We start from the raw sequence: 16,673 nt of genomic DNA on the forward strand, positions 1-16,673 counted from the left end.
ATAAATTTGTTTGGTTTTCTAGACAGGCTCCCTGCCTGTCTTTTTTGGCTCTACGTCCTACCCTCAATCCCATAGTATGGTTGCTTCAGATTGTTTGAGGATGTTGGAAATCATCACCCACCACAAATCTGGCGGTTGTATCAGTAACAGGATAGGTTTTAACGTAAATGAGACAACCTGTTGTTGAGGAAGGACTGTAGGGGCAATTGGGGGGGTATCTTAGCCAACTGCCTACTGGATAACTACCTAACTCATCACTCCAGGTACCTTCAATGACAAAGATTTCTTTAATCTCAGTTTCGACAACATTCACCAACTGAGTGTTGGGCAGCCAACGCTCAATCCAGACTTTTTCTGAGAAATCTGCTTGCTCGTAGAGGTGTTGAACCTTAATTTCAGGCACTATACCTGCTTGCCAGGAGCCATTAAAAATGTTGATTCTCACTTGTTGGCGAGTTTTACCACCATGTTGCCGCAATTTAACAAAAGTCAGGCATCCTTCCTCACTATAGGGGCGATGGATAAAGCCTTCGGGGTTAAGCATATAAGTACCCGGTGGATGCACCCCTGTTTCATCTGCAAAATTGCCTTCAAGCACCAAAATCTCTTCACCCCCGGGATGTCCATGCAGCGGAAAAAAACCACCCGGATAGAATCGAGTCAGCATTGTTACTGGATGATCCTGGATTTCATGGTCAGACTCGAAACAGCCAAACCAAATTCCAGTAAAGTTTGTCTGAAACCAAGTTAATGATGTGGGAAGCACAGATATGCGGCTTAGTAAGTTTACGTGAACTTTTTGGGGTTTCCACAGAGATTGAGCAGTCATCTTTCCTGAATTTAATTTTTTTAGGTTGAAAAATTATTTAGCATTATTCTTCTACCTAAGAATACTATGTAAGCAGTTATGCCTTCAAGTTTCCGAGTTCATCTACTCTCATTAATAACTTCGGAACAGGAAATACGCGGAACTCGAGCGCCATGGCTTTTTAGTCCAGCTAACGGCTAAGTTATGCCGTGCTTCTCATCGACAAGAAGGTGATCGTCTTAATTCTTAAGCATAGCCGACAATCTCATGGAATGAACACTAGGGTCGTTTCATTCTCTCAAATCCTTATCTGATAACGTTTTTAGTCGATTTATCGGAATAAGTAGGTAGGCGTTAAAAATTATCAGAAACCCCCCTTATCAAGGGGGGATGGGGGATCAACACCCCCCTTATCAAGGGGGGATTAAGGGGGGATCGAAACCCCCCTTATCAAGGGGGGATTAAGGGGGGATCAACACCCCCTTATCAAGGGGGGATGGGGGATCGACACCCCCCTTATCAAGGGGGGATTAAGGGGGGATCAACACCCCCCTTATCAAGGGGGGATTAAGGGGGGATCAAAGGAACGCTGATTCCCGACAAGATGAGTGATTGACTTTCCTGCTTTCATCCCAAAATAGTTGTGCTAGAATGGCGAAAAATTCTCGCGATTGATAATTATGTTAGCCGAATTAGCCGCCGCCGAAATCGCTAAAATCGCCTTTGAAGCTGTTATCGGTAAATTAACGGAAGGAGCAATGGATAAAGGTGTAGAATTGTGGCAAAAAATTAAGCAAAAGTTACAAAAGGAACCCACCGCCGCTCAGGTTTTAGCGGCAGCAGAACAAACTAAATCCGAGGCGATGATTGAACAGCAAGTGGTTCCTTTTTTACAGGTAGAAATGCTCAAAGACCCCAATTTTGCCCAAGAAATACAAATCCTAGCACAACAAATTATGACAATTAATCAGAATCAAACAGAAACGAAAACTCAAATTGGTACGCAAATTAACAAAGATATTAAACAACAATTGAACATTCAAGAAGTTAAGGGTAATTTAAATCTAGGAATCCCTCCTGAATGACTGGCGGTTCTGCACGCAAAAGCAGACGCAATAGAAAATAATCGCAGTAGTCAAAGGAGTATTTTCAAGGGAGGAAATGCTCGAAAAAGTCTCGTCCATTGGCAGGGAAGGGAGGAGGAAATCACCCAAATTAAGCAGTGGTTTAATGATCAAAATGTTGCGATGATTGGCATCAAAGGAGTTGGAGGAATTGGAAAATCTACCCTAGCCAGTAAAATTTTTGAGGAGAAAATTACCCTCGATCCTTCCCTAGGGGACGATGAAGATTTATTCCCAAAACGCTTTTGGTGGGAAGCGGGAAATCTGGGCGGATTTAGTGGTTTAGCTCGCCAATTCCTGACGGACTTTGGTTATCCCGTCCCCGAAAAAGAAATAGATTTACAGGAAGCTTTAATCAGACAATTGCAACGCCATCGCCACCTAATTATTATCGATAATCTAGAGAGTTTATTAGGGAAAGATGGTTCTTGGAATAATGAATTTTATCAGCAGTTTTTCACTGCTTGGATAGAAAAAGGTGACACCAGCAAAATTATAGTCACCACCAGAGACAAGCCAAAACCTAAGGGTTTTAACCATTGGATCGAGCTAAAAGGTTTGAACCCTCCTGAAGGGGCGCAATTGTTAGCGGAATTGCGAATAACAGGGGATCTAGAGAACTTTTCTCAATGGGTGGGTGGTCATCCATTACTCCTGCGATTGGTGGCGGATTTACTCCTAGCAGAATTTCCGCAAAACCCCAGTTTAGAAAGGTTAGCGGATTTAGGATTAGGAAATTTATCGCAACTTTTGAGCGATCCGCAGGTGGTGGGGAGTCATCGTCAAGAGACAGTGGGAATTGCTTTAGTTTTAGATGCTAGTTTTCAGCGACTTAGCCAAAGACAGCAGGAATTATTCACTAAAACCAGCATTTATCGCCGAGAATTTGATTCTCCAGCAGCCAAAGCGGTGATGGATAATTACCCCGAGATCGCACTGTCCGAGATCACGGCAGATCTGCGAGAATTACAGCGACGATCATTATTAGAAGAAAAAGAGGAAAATCGCCAGCGAATTTTTAGTTTTCAGCCTTTAGTTTGGGAATATGCACAATACAAAGCCGGCGATCAAAGGGAATTACACCAAAAAGCGATCGCCTATTATCTTTCTATTGCTCAACCCGACTCCTGGGAAATCCTCAACGATGTGCAACCTTACCTAGAAATTTTCTATCATTGCTATCAGTTAACCGAGTACGACAATGCTTTTGATATTCTCCGTGCTATCGATGATTTTCTCACCCGACGGGGTTATTATCAAACCCTAGCGGATTATTACCTTGAATTAGTCACTGTTTACCAACAACAGCAGGAGCAAACCAACTGGAATTATGCCGCATCCCTCACCAGTTTAGGCAATGCTTACCATTTTCTAGGAGAATACCAAAAAGCGATCGAGTTTCATCAACAATGCTTAGCAATCTTTCGGGAAATCGGTGATCGGGGGAGTGAAGCGTCTTCCTACGGCAATTTAGGCAATGTTTACTATTTCCTAGGAGAATACCAAAAAGCGGTCGAGTTTCATCAACAGTCCTTAGCAATCACACGCGAAATCGGTAATCGGAAGGGTGAAGCGTATTCCTACATGGGTTTAGGCAATGTTTACTATTTCCTAGGAGAATACCAAAAAGCGATCGAGTTTCATCAACAGTCCTTAGCAATCACACGGGAAATCGGTGATCGGGGGGGTGAAGCGTATTCCTACGGTAATTTAGGCAATGTTTACTATTTCCTAGGAGAATACCAAAAAGCGATCGAGTTTTATCAACAGTCCTTAGCAATCCTTCGGGAAATCGGTGATCGGTGGGGTGAAGCGAATGCCTACAATAATTTAGGCAGTGTTTACGATTCCCTAGGAGAATACGAAAAAGCGATCGAGTTTCATCAACAGTCCTTAGCAATCACACGGGAAATCGGTGATCGGGGGGGTGAAGCGGCATCCTATAATAATTTAGGCAATGTTTACTATTCCCTAGGAGAATACCAAAAAGCGATCGAGTTTCATCAACAGTCCTTAGCAATCAAACGGGAAATCGGTGATCGGAGGGGTGAAGCGACTTCCTATAATAATTTAGGCAATGTTTACGATTCCCTAGGAGAATACCAAAAAGCGATCGAGTTTCATCAACAGTCCTTAGCAATCCTTCAGGAAATCGGTGATCGGGGGGGTGAAGCGAAATCCTACAATAATTTAGGCGCTGTTTACTATTCCCTAGGAGAATACCAAAAAGCGATCGAGTTTTATCAACAGTCCTTAGCAATCACACGCGAAATCGGTGATCGGGGGGTTGAAGCACAATCTTGGTTTAATCTGGGAGTTACCTACTATAAACTCAAACGTATATCGGAAGCGAAAGAAGCATTTCTTCAGTCGCGGGAATTATTTCAAGCATTGGGGTTAGCAGCGGATGTTCAAGATTGCGATGATAAAATTCGGCAATTAGAAACCCGAAAATATCCCTTAATCGTTGCTTTCTTTCTGGGGGTGGTTAAGTTTCCTTTAGTTGTAATTGGGGGGATAATAGTGGCATTGTGGCGATTGTTAAAAAGATGGTTGAGGAAAGCATAATTAGGGGTAGGATGGGTTAGATATCCCTTATTTTTAACCTGAGTTTGACATCTGCTAATTTCCCCTCATAACTACCGTAAAGTGAGAAATTATAGTAATATTTCTAAGGATTACCAGAAAAGAAAGAGCGCCACGCTGCCGTGCCGATCGCTCCTCCTAAAAGGATAATTAACGTCCAAACTTGATTTTTTTGGGTTCCTTCCAGCTTTTCTAGTCTTCTATCCATCCCATCGACTTTCTCAGTTAGTTTTGCCTGTCCTACCTCTAGCTTAGTTAGCCGTTCGTCGATTTTGTCAAATTTCTGGTTAAAATCCTTCTGTAAGCTATCAAATTTCTGGTTAATATCCTGTTGCAAGGTATCGATTTTTTGGTTAACTTCCTTGATGCTGTCTTTGATTTCCTTGAGGACAGATTCAAGACTATAAGTAACGGTTTCGTTAGACATTTTGGTAAAATCCCTGGGAGTAAGTTTTTTTACGCACTTTCCGTTGATACTACAATAATTTTATCTTAATACTAATACCATTTTTCTCAAGTAATGGCAGAGATGGTTAATTGCCCTCATCCCCAACCCCTTTCTGGGAGAGGGGAGTAGGATACCTGTCACGAATAAAGAAAAATGGTATTATGTTAAAATGTTGAGGGCTTCGTTTTTGGGTCTGATTTGTTGTTATATTGATCAGACTATACCTGATGAGCCTTTCCTAATCAGGTTTCGAGGCTGATGTGTTTCCTTTTTGAATTGGTGTTTTTGTTAGTAACGAAGCTGATAAGCGGTAGGGTAAATAAAAAATGACAGAACAAGCTTGGTGGGTACAAAAATGGTTAGAACTACTCGATTCCTATCGCTTTAAAAAACGCTTGGAACGAGCTAGACTCTACGCTAGAGAGGGCAATGTTTTAAGTATTGACTTTGAAGACTCGCAAGTTATTGCTAGAGTACAAGGCAGTGAACCAGAGCCTTATATAGTGGATTTATCCCTAGCGGCTTTTAGTGATGAAGAATGGGATTATATTATTAAGCTCCTCTCCAAAAAAGCCATTTATTCTGCTCAATTACTCACCGGACAAATGCCCGATCATATCGAGCGTGTTTTTATCGATAGTGGGGTAAATTTATTTCCCTTTTCCCTAGCTGATATTCGCTCTCGTTGCACCTGTCCCGATCAAGCCAACCCCTGCAAACATATAGGAGCAGTATATTATCAATTGGGCGATCGTTTTAGTGTCGATCCCTTCCTGCTTTTGCAACTGCGTGGCCGAAGCAAAAGCCAAATTCTGGAAGCTTTACGCGAAAAACGCTCCTATTCCTCTGATAATCAACCTTTAGCAGTCAGTGAACCCCCCGCAGCAGTCGAAAAAACTGCCCCCGAAAGTGCTATCGATCGCTTTTGGCAGTACGATGAGGAGCTAGATCCCTCCCTCGTTGTAATTACGCCTTGCAGTGAGCTTGTCGAATCTGCGGGGAATGAAAATCAAACCATTCTCGACATTTTAGGCAATTTTCCCCTGGCTGCCCCCGAATCCGATGCCATAGAACAATTTTTAAAACCAATTTACCGACAAATTCCCCAAGAAGCGATGGCGATTGCTTTACAGTAGGGGAATTTGGGGTATAAGTAGCTGGTTGTAATTAAATTAAAAATGGATTTTAGGTTTGATCCCCCCTGCCCCCCTTGATAAGGGGGGTTTGATCCCCCCTGCCCCCCTTGATAAGGGGGGTTTGATGCCCCCTGCCCCCCTTGATAAGGGGGGTTTGATGCCCCCTGCCCTCCTTGATAAGGGGGGTGTCTGATAATTTTTAACGCCTACCTACTTAGGATCAGCCTAGTCAAAGTGGTGCCAAGGACAAAAAAGCCAGCTTGCAGTGAGGCTTCGACGGTGAGCTCAGCCGAACCGCTTGTCGAATCTGCCAGATTTGTCCTCGCATCAGGGTGAGGAATTGACCAGGGAGAAAATTGCCTCACCACTAACCGCTAAACCGTCTTACTTTTGCCGGTTTTACTACCTGGGGAAGTAGTTTTTTTAGTGGTGCTAGAAGTAGTTTTCTTGGTAGTGGTTTTCTTGGCAGTGGTTGTCTTGGCTGCTAGGGCGACTAAAGCTTGTTCTAGAGTCAGGGTTTCGGCGGTTTCTCCTTCAGGAATCTTGGCGTTAGTTTTGCCGTGTTTGATATAAACTCCGTAGGGACCCTCGTACAATCCCACCAATTCCCCGTCGTCGGGATGTTTACCCAATTCTTTTAGGGGTGGTTTGGTGGAACCGCGAGTGCCGCGAGTTTTTTTCGGTTCGGCTAATAAAGCCAAAGCTCGATCGAGGGTTATGGTTAAGACATCATCGCCGGCTTTCAGGGAACGATATTCTTTTTCCTTACCCTCTTCCTGAACTACATAGGGACCAAAACGCCCTAAACTGGCTTTAATTTTGCCTCCGGTGAGGGGATGGGTTCCCAGTAGTCGTGGCAGTGCCAATAAACCCACTGCTTGTTCGAGGGTGACATCCTCTGGTTTGACTCCTTTGGGTAGGGAGGCGCGTTTCGGTTTGGGGTTGTCATCGCTGATATCTCCTAACTGGACGTAGGGACCGTAACTACCCACGAGCAGATAAATCGGCTCTCCGGTGTCGGGATGAAGACCGATTTTGTCCGGACCTTCGGTTTTTTGTCGCAGCAGGGTTTCTACTTGTTCGGGGTTGAGGTCGGCGGGGGTTAAATCGGCAGGGATGGAAGCGGTGAGGATTTCATCCCCCCGGGAGACTTCTAGATAGGGTCCGTATTTGCCGATCTTGATGGTTGCCTGTAAATCTTCTAAAATCACCGATTTAGCGGTGCTAGAGTTAATTTGACTCTCGCGCTCTTTTACTTGACTTTCTAGCCCTTTTTCGCCGCGATAGAAGCGATCGAGATAGGGCAACCATTGGGCGGAACCGGTGGCGATATCGTCGAGGGTTTCCTCCATTTTCGAGGTAAATTTGGGATCTACCAGGTCGGGGAAATGGTTTTCTAATAGACCGACGACGGCGAAGGCGGTGAAGGTGGGAATGAGGGTTTTATTCCGCATTTGGGCATAACCGCGATCGATAATGGTGCCGAGAATGGTGGCGTAGGTGCTGGGTCGCCCGATTCCTTCACTTTCGAGGGTTTTTACGAGGGAGGCTTCGCTATAACGGGCGGGGGGTTGGGTATCGTGGCTAATGGCTTCTAGTTGGCGACAATTGGGGGTATCACCGACGCTGAGGGCGGGTAAGATTATTTCTTGGTCGTCGATGGCGGCTTCGGGATCGTCGGAACCTTCCACATAGGCGCGGAAAAAGCCGGGGAAGTCGATTCTTTTGCCGGAGGAGCGAAATCCGGCATTTTCCACCTGAATATTGACGGCGATCTGGGTAATACGGGCATCGGCCATCTGTGAGGCGACGGTACGTTTCCAGATTAGGTCGTAGAGGGCGAATTCTAGTCCGCTCAGGCCGGTTTCCCGGGGCAGGCGAAAGCTACTGCCGGCGGGTCGGATGGCTTCGTGGGCCTCCTGTGCGCCTTTGCTTTTGGTTGTGTATTGCCGGGGTTGGGGACTGAGATAGTTTTTTCCGTACATTTGTTCTACACAATGACGGGCGGCGGTAATGGCCTGATCGGAAAGATGGACGGAATCGGTCCGCATATAGGTGATGTAGCCCTGTTCGTAGAGATTTTGGGCGATTCGCATGGTGTCCCTGGCGGATATGCCTAGTTTCCGGTTAGCTTCTTGCTGTAGGGTGGAGGTGGTGAAGGGGGGGGATGGTTTGCGAGTGGTGGGTTTTTCTTCGGTGTGGCTAACGCGCCAGATTTTGTCTTGGATCTGTTCTTTTAAGGCGGTGGCGGTGGCTTGATCTAAGAGTGTCACCTGGCGACCGGGGAGCAGTCTGCCGGTGTCGGCATCGAAATCGCTCCCATTTGCCACTTTTTGACCGTTTAAGGTGACTAATTTCGACTCGAATTGATTTTTGTCCTTTTCGAGGGTGGCTTTCAGGTCCCAATAATTGGCGGTTTTAAAAGCCCGTCGTTCCCGTTCCCGTTGCACGAGCAGACGCACGGCGACGGATTGCACCCGGCCGGCGGATAAACCTTTAGAGATTTTTTTCCAGAGTAGGGGGGAGAGGGTATAGCCGTAGAGGCGATCGAGTATGCGGCGGGTTTCTTGGGCGTGTACTAAATTTTCGTCGATGGAGCGACAATTTTTCAGGGCGGCTTGGATCGCTTCTTTGGTGATTTCGTGAAATACCATCCTTTTGGTGGGTATTTTCGGGTTGAGTACCTGCAAGAGATGCCAACTGATGCTTTCTCCTTCCCGATCTTCGTCGGTGGCGAGGATCAGTTCGCTCGCGCCTTTGAGGGCTTCTTTTAATTCTTTGACGATTTTACTTTTGGTTTTGGGGACGACGTAGAGGGGGTCGAAATCGTTCTCCACATCTACGCCTAAATTGGCCCAGGATTTGTCTTTGTGGGCGGGGGGAATTTCTTCGGCAGAGGCGGGCAGATCGCGGATGTGGCCCATGGAGGCTTGGACTCGATAGCCGCTAGGCAGATAATTACTGATCGTCCGAGCTTTGGTGGGGGATTCGACAATAACCAGGGTTGACATAGGAATTGATCATGAGGGCATCGCCACAGCGACTGTTTTAGTTAGACTGACAATCGTTGTTTGATGATGGGCAAAAGTTACTATTTATCTTGACCGGCTTGATTCGGGTCAAAAGCCACTTACTACGATAATAGAGATTAAAGCTGGTCTTTTGTCACTAACTTCTTAATAAAACTTAATATTTTTCTGGAGCGGCGATCGGACTCAAGGCACTGCCAAGGGTAATATAATCTGTTTGAGGATTGGTAATTATGAATTATGAATTGAGGAGAAGGGAGATGGTCCTCGATACTAAATTAGGTTACGCTTCATCTTTATAAGAAACGCTGCAGTTATGTCTGATTTACGTCAATACGCCCCGGCAACGGAACGCAATCGTCAGCCGATTTTGGAAGTTCTCAGCCAATTTTTACCGAAGACTGGGAATATTCTAGAAATATCTAGCGGCACGGGTGAACACGCTGTTTTTTTTGCCCCTCGTCTTGCTCCTCGTCGTTGGATTCCCTCGGATTGTAACCCTCTGGCTCTAGATAGTATTCGCAGTTGGTGTGATTATTATCCTAGTTCTAATCTCGATCGCCCCCTATTTATCGATGTTCATCAGTCAGTTTGGGCGGTAGAGAAGGAAAATATCGTTATTAATGCCATTGTTAATATTAATATGATTCATATCGCCCCCTGGTCCGCTTGTTTAGCTTTAATGGCAGGAGCGAGTCGCATTCTCAGTTCGGGGGAAATTCTCTATCTTTATGGTCCCTATAAACGACAGGGAAAACATACTTCTCCTAGTAATGAAAGCTTTGATTTTTCTCTCCGTTCTCAAAATTCTGCTTGGGGAGTTAGGAATTTAGAAGATGTGGTGCAAGCAGCGAGCGATCGAGGTTTACAATTGTTAGAAGTAATTCCTATGCCCGCTAATAATCTCTCGGTTTTATTTGCCTTAACATAAGTGGTTAGGTGTTAAAAACTGTCAGATGCCCCCCTTATTAAGGGGGGATTAAGGGGGGATCGAAACCAAAATATATCTTCAATTTTCCTAACTTCATAATTCATAATTCATAATTTTCACTGATAACTGATAACTGATAACTGATAACTTATTTCCAACCAGCGCGATTCATTACCTGTACTGCTTTGGCTAAATTAGGACCATAATTAGCCACACTAACTGTATCTTCCTTCCCGCGTCCGAGTTTTGCCAGAACAGGGTCTAAAGCAACGCCTCGAACGACGGGATATTCTTGATTACCCTTAGCAAAAAAGTTCTGTGCTTCATTGCTAGAAAGATACTCTAAAAATTTAATGGCCGATTCTCGATTGGGGGCGGTTTTAATTAAACCACCACCGCTAATATTAACGTGAGCGCCGCGCCCTGTTTGGTCGGGGAAAATTACGCCTACTTGGTCATAAATTGCCCGTTTAGCGGGGTCTTTTTCTTCGGCATACCCAGCTAAGTAATAGGTGTTAGCTAGAGCTAAATCGGCAATTCCTGCGGCGACAGCTTCGATTTGTGCCTTATCATTGCCCTGGGGTGAACGGGCAAAATTAGCCACTAATCCTCGACACCATTTTTCTGCGGCTGCTTCTCCTTGGATGTCGATTAACCAAGCGGTAAAAGATTGACTATAGATGTTACTAGATGACCGAGTGACGACTTTTCCTTTCCATTTGGGATTGGTTAAATCCCCATAGGAATCGATTTCTCTGGGGTTAACTCTGTCTTTGTTATACATGATTACCCGCAAGCGTTTACTAAACCCAAACCAGTGACCTTTGGGGTGACGCAAATTAGCGGGAATTCTTTGGGTGAGAATGCGGGAATTGACGGGGGCAAAAATTCCCTGTTGGTCGGCCCGCCATAATCTCCCGGCATCTACCGTCAGGAGTATATCAGCAGGACTATTGCGGCCTTCGCTTTTGATCCGTTCGATTAATGGGTCTGCTTCCCCTTCGACAAGGTTAATTTTTATTCCCGTTTGTCGGGTGAAGTTGTCATACAATCGTCGGTCGGTGTTGTAGTGACGGGAGGAATAGAGGTTTAATTGTTTAGTTTGGGCGGAAACCTCGTTTATTTTCCCTAATTGCCCCACCGTTAGGGCTAAGGTGGCTGTTCCTGCGCCTAGAAAGACTCTCCGAGTTATTTTATCGTTCATTGCTCGATTCTTGGTAAAGTTGTCTTTTCCTATTGTACAGCTATTGAGAATAATTCTTATCTGTGCGAAAAATTATTTGTCGGGCTAGGGCGGTAGATGGGGGAAAATACTGGTAAAATAAGGGTTTTTTGTTTTAATGAGGCTAATAAACCCTCGAATCTATCGCTAGTTAAGTTCAATAAGCCCAAAATGTTACCCTAAGCTCGATCGAGGGTATTGTGGAATGAGAGCAGCGAGAGTCAAATGGGAGCATCTCACCTTTGCAATAAGTATAAATGCTTAATGAGATCAATAAGAAAGTTAAAAAAGGCAACCATTTAGATAAGCACAGCGATGACGAAGGACTTGCGGTACATTACCAGATTCCCAACTTGCACCAGTAATTTTAAGACGATGAGCAATTTGTTTAATTTTTGATTCAAGGTCGCCAGAGCCAATGGAAATGCCCTCTGCCTGCAAATAATCATAATTGACAATTCGATGTTTATGCTTGTTTAAATAAACGATGAAATTCTGGTTCTTCCGAACTTACCATGTAAAATCAACTAGCAAAATGTCAATTTAATAAACATCTAATACCATTTCTCTAAATGAAAACTACACATCGAATTTAAGTCACCCTTTTTAAGGGGGATTTAGGGGGATTAAACTTCTGTAGTCAGACTTTGGAGAATTGGTATTAGAAAGGTGTTTCAAGCCCTTAAGCTCCTGATAAACCGCCGAGAAGCATACCAAACTCAGAAGAGCCATTTTCGGTGATAGCCTTATCTTTAAGAAAGCTGCAACAAAAAAAGGACACAAGTTAACTTGTGTCCTTCCCGAAGCTAAGAACTTAATTTTTATTTAGCGTCGGAGAATTCCGCGTCGATGACATCATCGCCACCACCAGCACCACCAGAGGGGCCATTATCATCATTGCCACCGGTGGGATTACTAGGGGCCCCTTGCTGATACATACTGCTACCGATCGCGTAGAGGGCTTGTTGTAATTCCGGTAGGATGGTTTTGATCTTACCATCATCGTCTTGAGCGATCGCTTCTTCCAGGTCTTTAATCAACCCTTGGGCTTTATTTTTCTCAGATGGAGGAACCTTATCGCCTAACTCTTCCAACTGCTTCTCAGCTTGATAAACCAGGGAATCAGCTTGATTTTTGCGTTCAATGCGTTCGCGACGTTCCTTATCGACCGAGGCGTTCGATTCTGCCTCATTTACCATGCGTTCCACTTCATTTTGGGGCAAGGTAGAAGCGCCAGTGATGCTGATCGATTGTTCTTTTCCTGTACCTTTATCCTTAGCGGTGACATTGAGAATACCGTTAGCATCGATGTCGAAAACCACTTCGATTTGAGGCACACCACGAGGAGCGGGAGGGATGCCATCGAGTCGGAAAGTTCCCAAACTCTTGTTATCTTTGGCCATTTCCCGTTCCCCTTGCAGGACGTGGATTTCCACGTTAGTTTGTCCATCCACTGCTGTGGAGAAAACTTCCGATTTTTTGGTGGGAATAGTGGTGTTGCGGGTAATAATCCGCGTCATCACACCGCCGAGGGTTTCCACACCCAAAGACAGGGGCGAAACATCAAGCAGAAGAATATCTTTGACTTCACCGGCGAGAACACCACCTTGAATGGCAGCACCGACGGCTACCACTTCATCGGGGTTAACGCTTTGGTTGGGATCTTTGCCCAGAACTTTTTTAACTAATTCCTGGACGGCGGGAATCCGGGTTGAACCACCGACGAGAACCACTTCATCGAGGGCAGATTTATCGATTTTGGCATCACGGATGGCGTTTTCGACGGGAATGCGACAGCGATCGATTAAATCGGCGCAAATTTCCTCAAATTTAGCTCTGGTTAACGTGGTATCTAGGTGTTTTGGCCCTTCGGCGGTAGCGGTGATGAAGGGCAGGTTAATTTCCGCTTGGGTAACGCTAGAAAGCTCAATTTTGGCTTTTTCTGCCGCTTCTGTGAGACGTTGCAGGGCCTGTTTATCTTGACGGAGATCTATTCCTTCAACTTTTTTGAATTCTCCGGCTAGATAATCAACGATTTTTTTATCGAAGTCATCACCACCGAGATGAGTATCTCCAGAGGTAGCGAGAACTTCAAAGACACCATCACCCACTTCTAGAACCGATACGTCAAAGGTTCCCCCACCCAAGTCAAAAACGAGAATGGTTTCGTTAGCTTTTTTGTCTAATCCGTAGGCAAGAGAGGCGGCAGTGGGTTCGTTGATAATGCGGAGAACTTCAACCCCAGCAATTCTCCCGGCATCTTTGGTGGCTTGACGTTGGGAGTCATTAAAATAAGCGGGTACGGTGATGACTGCTTGGGTAACGGTTTCGCCGAGGTATTTACTGGCATCTTCCACCAGTTTCCGCAGTACCTGGGCGGAAATTTCTTCGGGGGCGAATTGTTTGCCCTGGGCGGGACAGTCTAATTTAACGTTGCCGTTGCCGTCCTGGAGAGTTTTGTAGGATACTTCTGTGGCTTCGTTGGTAACTTCGTTGAATTTCCTGCCGATGAAGCGTTTGACGGAATAAAAAGTATTTTGCGGGTTCATTACCGCTTGACGTTTGGCGATTTGTCCTACTAGGCGATCGCCACTTTTGGCGTAGGCGACGACTGAGGGCGTGGTTCTAAATCCTTCGGCGTTGGCGATAACGGTGGGTTTACCCCCTTCCATAACCGCGACGCAGGAGTTAGTCGTCCCTAAGTCAATTCCAACTACTTTTCCCATAATCTTTGTGCTGCTCCGATACAAATTATAGTGACTTCTAGAATCGGAACTGTACTCGGTTTTTAGGCGATACCCACCCCTATCAGTTCCTTCGTTATCTCTATAGTGCAAAATAACCCCGCTTTCTCGATAGTGTAGGTATCCGAACCTTTTTGGTAGTATTACAGTAGTCAGTAAACCTCCGGTGAAAGTTAACAATTGTCGTGGGGGCAGTCTGAACGAGTAATTTAGATAGTCAACAGCTTATCCTCTGGCGCTAAAACACGATCGCCGATCACAATTTATCTAATTATCGCAGAATCTCAATTGCCTTATTGTCTTGGTTGTATCCGCTTTTTATCTGATTATTTCATAAAAAATATGACTTACGAAACTCTGGAACTTTCCACACCGACACCGATTTTATCTTGGGCGGGCCATGAATTGGGACCCCAAGAAACCCAAATGGCTAAAAATGTCGCTTCCCTACCTTTTGTTTATAAACACATTTCTTTAATGCCCGATGTTCACTTGGGTAAAGGCGCTTTAGTCGGTTCGGTGATTGCCACCAAAGATGCCGTAATTCCTGCCGCCGTCGGAGTCGATATTGGTTGCGGCATGGCTGCCCTAAAAATGCCTTTTACCGGTGAACAATTGCAGGGAAAACTTAAAAAAATTCGCCTCGATGTGGAGGCGAATATTCCCGTCGGTTTTGCTGAAAATAAAGAAGTGGATCGGGAAGTAACTAAATGGCCAAAATGGGCGGAATTTAAACAGATTCATCGAGGGGTACAAAACCTAGAGAAAAAAGCCCTTAAACAAATGGGTTCTCTGGGGGGTGGTAATCACTTTATCGAAATTTGTTTAGATACAGATAATCAAGTTTGGTTAATGCTCCATTCCGGTTCTAGAGGTATTGGTAATCAACTGGCCCAATGTCATATTGATACTGCCAAAGAGTTAGCCAAACTAGCAGAATGTAAATTACCCGACCTCGATCTGGCCTACTTTGTCGCCGGTACAGAAGAATTTACCGCCTACTGGCACGATCTACAATGGGCCCAGGAATATGCCCGTTATAATCGGGAAATTATGATGGCTAGATTTAAACGCATTGTTGAAAAACATCTAGCGGGAGGCAAACCAACTAAACCCCTCTTAGTGGTTAATTGTCATCACAATTATGCCGAAAAAGAAATTCATTTTGGTGAGGAGGTTTATGTCACCCGAAAAGGAGCCGTCCGCGCTAGAGAAACCGATTATGGTATTATCCCCGGTTCCATGGGAGCGCAATCTTATATTGTTAAGGGCAAAGGGGAACATAATAGCTTCTGTTCCTGTTCCCACGGGGCCGGGCGCTTGATGTCGAGAAATCTGGCTAAAAAAACCTTTACTCTTGATGATTTAATCGCCCAAACCCAAGGGGTTGAATGCCGCAAGGATGAGGGCGTTATTGATGAGATTCCAGGGGCCTATAAACCGATCCAACAGGTGATGAATCAACAGGCTGATCTAGTGGAAATTGTCGCCACTCTCAAGCAGGTGATGTGTGTCAAAGGTTAAAAATCATGGCCAGAGCGATCGATTTTTACGGAACCCGAATTTTTACGGGATTTTGGGGACAGATTATTTCTTGATTGGGCCCAGAATCAGTAATCAGTGATCAGTAAACAGTAATCAGTGATCAGTAATCAAGATTGTCCCACTACTTACTCTCACTTCATACCGCTCACTGAAAACTCAAATCTGATCAGTGATCACTGCCTAGGGATTTAGGATCACAGATCCAGTAACATCAACTCTTCGACTAAATCAAAATTAGCCGTTACCGATTGCACATCATCGAGGGATTCTAGGGTGTCGATTAACTTCAATAAAAAACGGGCCTGGTCTCGATCGCTCACTTCTAGGGTATTAGTGGGAATCCAGCGTAATTCTGCTTCTTTGACCTTAAATCCCGCTGCTTGCAGAACCTTATTCAATCTCTCCAGGTTAGACACCTCAGTAAACACTTCTGCTCCTTGACCTTCCTCCGCACTGTCAAAAAACTCGTAGGATTGGGCCTGGCCCTCTAGGGAAGCTTCTAAAAGCTTATCCTCATCAATAGTTCCCTCAAGACGAATTACTCCCTTATGGTCAAACATCCAGCCTACACAGCCCGTTTCACCTAAATTACCGCCATTTTTGCTAAAAGCCGCCCGCAGATCCGCAGCCGTGCGATTGCGATTATCGGTCAGTGCTTCGATCAGGATCGCCACACCCCCGGGACCATAACCCTCGTAGCGAATTTCCTCAAAAGCTGAGTCATTTTCCCAAGTTCCCGCCCCTTTAGCGATCGCTCTTTCGATATTGTCATTAGGAATACCGGCCGCCTTGGCTTTTTCGATCGCCGTGCGTAGCTGAAAATTGCCCGCCGGATCGGGAACACCGTTACGCGTAGCCACGATAATGGCCCGGGATAACTGGGTGAAAGTTTTACCTTTTTTGGCATCAACCCGGGCTTTTTGTCGTTTAATATTTGCCCATTTACTATGACCAGCCATATCTATCTAAGATATCCAACATCAAAAATCTAGCAGATCGATCGCCCTTGGTAAATCTGGGGATAATTGTCAACGAGTGCAGGGTAATAGACCTCTTGTGAAAACTAAAAATTGTTGTTAGGGTTAGGAGTCAGTAGCCGG

10 protein-coding genes and 2 pseudogenes are annotated in these 16,673 nt (G+C 45.1%); 5 read left to right on the forward strand and 7 right to left on the reverse strand.

Going from position 1 to position 16,673, the window contains the following annotated elements; translation table 11 throughout:
• Positions 1-85: 85 nt before the first annotated feature.
• Entirely contained in the window at positions 86-829 is a 744-nt protein-coding gene (locus tag IM462_RS10895) for a cupin domain-containing protein (protein WP_287700083.1), read from the reverse strand.
• A 659-nt stretch (positions 830-1,488) separates the two neighbouring features.
• On the opposite strand from IM462_RS10895, the gene IM462_RS10900 reads away from it, so the two are divergent.
• Together IM462_RS10900 and IM462_RS10905 are read left to right on the forward strand one after the other, a co-directional pair.
• A complete protein-coding gene (locus IM462_RS10900; RefSeq protein WP_287700082.1) occupies positions 1,489-1,893 on the forward strand; it encodes a hypothetical protein in 405 nt (134 codons plus the stop codon).
• A gap of 60 nt (positions 1,894-1,953) precedes the next feature.
• Positions 1,954-4,500: pseudogene (locus tag IM462_RS10905) on the forward strand (tetratricopeptide repeat protein); the annotation flags it as partial.
• 103 nt (positions 4,501-4,603) lie between these two features.
• Here the strand turns inward: IM462_RS10905 and IM462_RS10910 are convergent.
• Positions 4,604-4,945, reverse strand: coding sequence for a DUF4164 family protein (locus tag IM462_RS10910; RefSeq protein ID WP_103112071.1), 342 nt, complete (start codon positions 4,943-4,945; stop codon positions 4,604-4,606).
• A 347-nt stretch (positions 4,946-5,292) separates the two neighbouring features.
• On the opposite strand from IM462_RS10910, the gene IM462_RS10915 reads away from it, so the two are divergent.
• Positions 5,293-6,102 carry an SWIM zinc finger family protein gene (locus tag IM462_RS10915; protein WP_287700081.1) on the forward strand — a complete coding sequence of 270 codons (810 nt, stop codon included), beginning with the start codon at positions 5,293-5,295 and terminating at the stop codon, positions 6,100-6,102.
• A gap of 374 nt (positions 6,103-6,476) precedes the next feature.
• Here IM462_RS10915 and topA read toward each other — a convergent pair whose 3' ends face one another.
• On the reverse strand, positions 6,477-9,113 hold the full coding sequence (gene topA / locus IM462_RS10920) for a type I DNA topoisomerase (protein WP_287700080.1): 2,637 nt from the start codon (positions 9,111-9,113) through the stop codon (positions 6,477-6,479).
• Between the two features lie 334 nt (positions 9,114-9,447).
• Between topA and IM462_RS10925 the strand changes: the two genes are divergently transcribed.
• A complete protein-coding gene (locus IM462_RS10925; RefSeq protein ID WP_287700079.1) occupies positions 9,448-10,062 on the forward strand; it encodes a DUF938 domain-containing protein in 615 nt (204 codons plus the stop codon).
• 148 nt (positions 10,063-10,210) lie between these two features.
• Here the strand turns inward: IM462_RS10925 and IM462_RS10930 are convergent, their stop codons facing one another.
• The 3 genes and pseudogenes from IM462_RS10930 to dnaK all read right to left on the reverse strand — a co-directional run bounded on the left by IM462_RS10930 (position 10,211) and on the right by dnaK (position 14,010).
• Entirely contained in the window at positions 10,211-11,266 is a 1,056-nt protein-coding gene (locus IM462_RS10930; protein ID WP_287700078.1) for a Fe(3+) ABC transporter substrate-binding protein, read from the reverse strand.
• A gap of 300 nt (positions 11,267-11,566) precedes the next feature.
• Positions 11,567-11,782: pseudogene (locus IM462_RS10935) on the reverse strand (ISKra4 family transposase); the annotation flags it as partial.
• A 323-nt stretch (positions 11,783-12,105) separates the two neighbouring features.
• Complete coding sequence (dnaK, locus tag IM462_RS10940) at positions 12,106-14,010, reverse strand: molecular chaperone DnaK (RefSeq protein ID WP_104396035.1); 1,905 nt, start codon at positions 14,008-14,010, stop codon at positions 12,106-12,108.
• Between the two features lie 360 nt (positions 14,011-14,370).
• Here dnaK and IM462_RS10945 point away from each other — a divergent pair, with 360 nt between their 5' ends.
• The gene (locus tag IM462_RS10945) at positions 14,371-15,552 is read left to right on the forward strand and encodes an RtcB family protein (RefSeq protein ID WP_287700077.1); all 1,182 of its coding nucleotides are present in this window, start codon (positions 14,371-14,373) and stop codon (positions 15,550-15,552) included.
• Between the two features lie 215 nt (positions 15,553-15,767).
• Here IM462_RS10945 and IM462_RS10950 read toward each other — a convergent pair whose 3' ends face one another.
• Positions 15,768-16,532 (reverse strand): YebC/PmpR family DNA-binding transcriptional regulator, encoded by a 765-nt coding sequence (locus IM462_RS10950; protein ID WP_287700076.1) that lies wholly within the window; start codon positions 16,530-16,532, stop codon positions 15,768-15,770.
• Positions 16,533-16,673 lie beyond the last annotated feature (141 nt).

The organism is Microcystis sp. M144S2 (assembly GCF_020246065.1).
GTDB classification, from domain to species: Bacteria; Cyanobacteriota; Cyanobacteriia; order Cyanobacteriales; family Microcystaceae; genus Microcystis; species Microcystis ichthyoblabe_A.

Coding starts and splice junctions, on each gene's coding strand:
- IM462_RS10910 (WP_103112071.1), bottom strand. CDS start 4,945: ATGTCTAACGAAACCGTTACTTATAGTCTTGAATCTGTCCTCAAGGAA.
- IM462_RS10930 (WP_287700078.1), bottom strand. CDS start 11,266: ATGAACGATAAAATAACTCGGAGAGTCTTTCTAGGCGCAGGAACAGCC.
- IM462_RS10900 (WP_287700082.1), top strand. CDS start 1,489: ATGTTAGCCGAATTAGCCGCCGCCGAAATCGCTAAAATCGCCTTTGAA.
- topA (WP_287700080.1), bottom strand. CDS start 9,113: ATGTCAACCCTGGTTATTGTCGAATCCCCCACCAAAGCTCGGACGATC.
- IM462_RS10915 (WP_287700081.1), top strand. CDS start 5,293: ATGACAGAACAAGCTTGGTGGGTACAAAAATGGTTAGAACTACTCGAT.
- dnaK (WP_104396035.1), bottom strand. CDS start 14,010: ATGGGAAAAGTAGTTGGAATTGACTTAGGGACGACTAACTCCTGCGTC.
- IM462_RS10945 (WP_287700077.1), top strand. CDS start 14,371: ATGACTTACGAAACTCTGGAACTTTCCACACCGACACCGATTTTATCT.
- IM462_RS10895 (WP_287700083.1), bottom strand. CDS start 829: ATGACTGCTCAATCTCTGTGGAAACCCCAAAAAGTTCACGTAAACTTA.
- IM462_RS10925 (WP_287700079.1), top strand. CDS start 9,448: ATGTCTGATTTACGTCAATACGCCCCGGCAACGGAACGCAATCGTCAG.
- IM462_RS10950 (WP_287700076.1), bottom strand. CDS start 16,532: ATGGCTGGTCATAGTAAATGGGCAAATATTAAACGACAAAAAGCCCGG.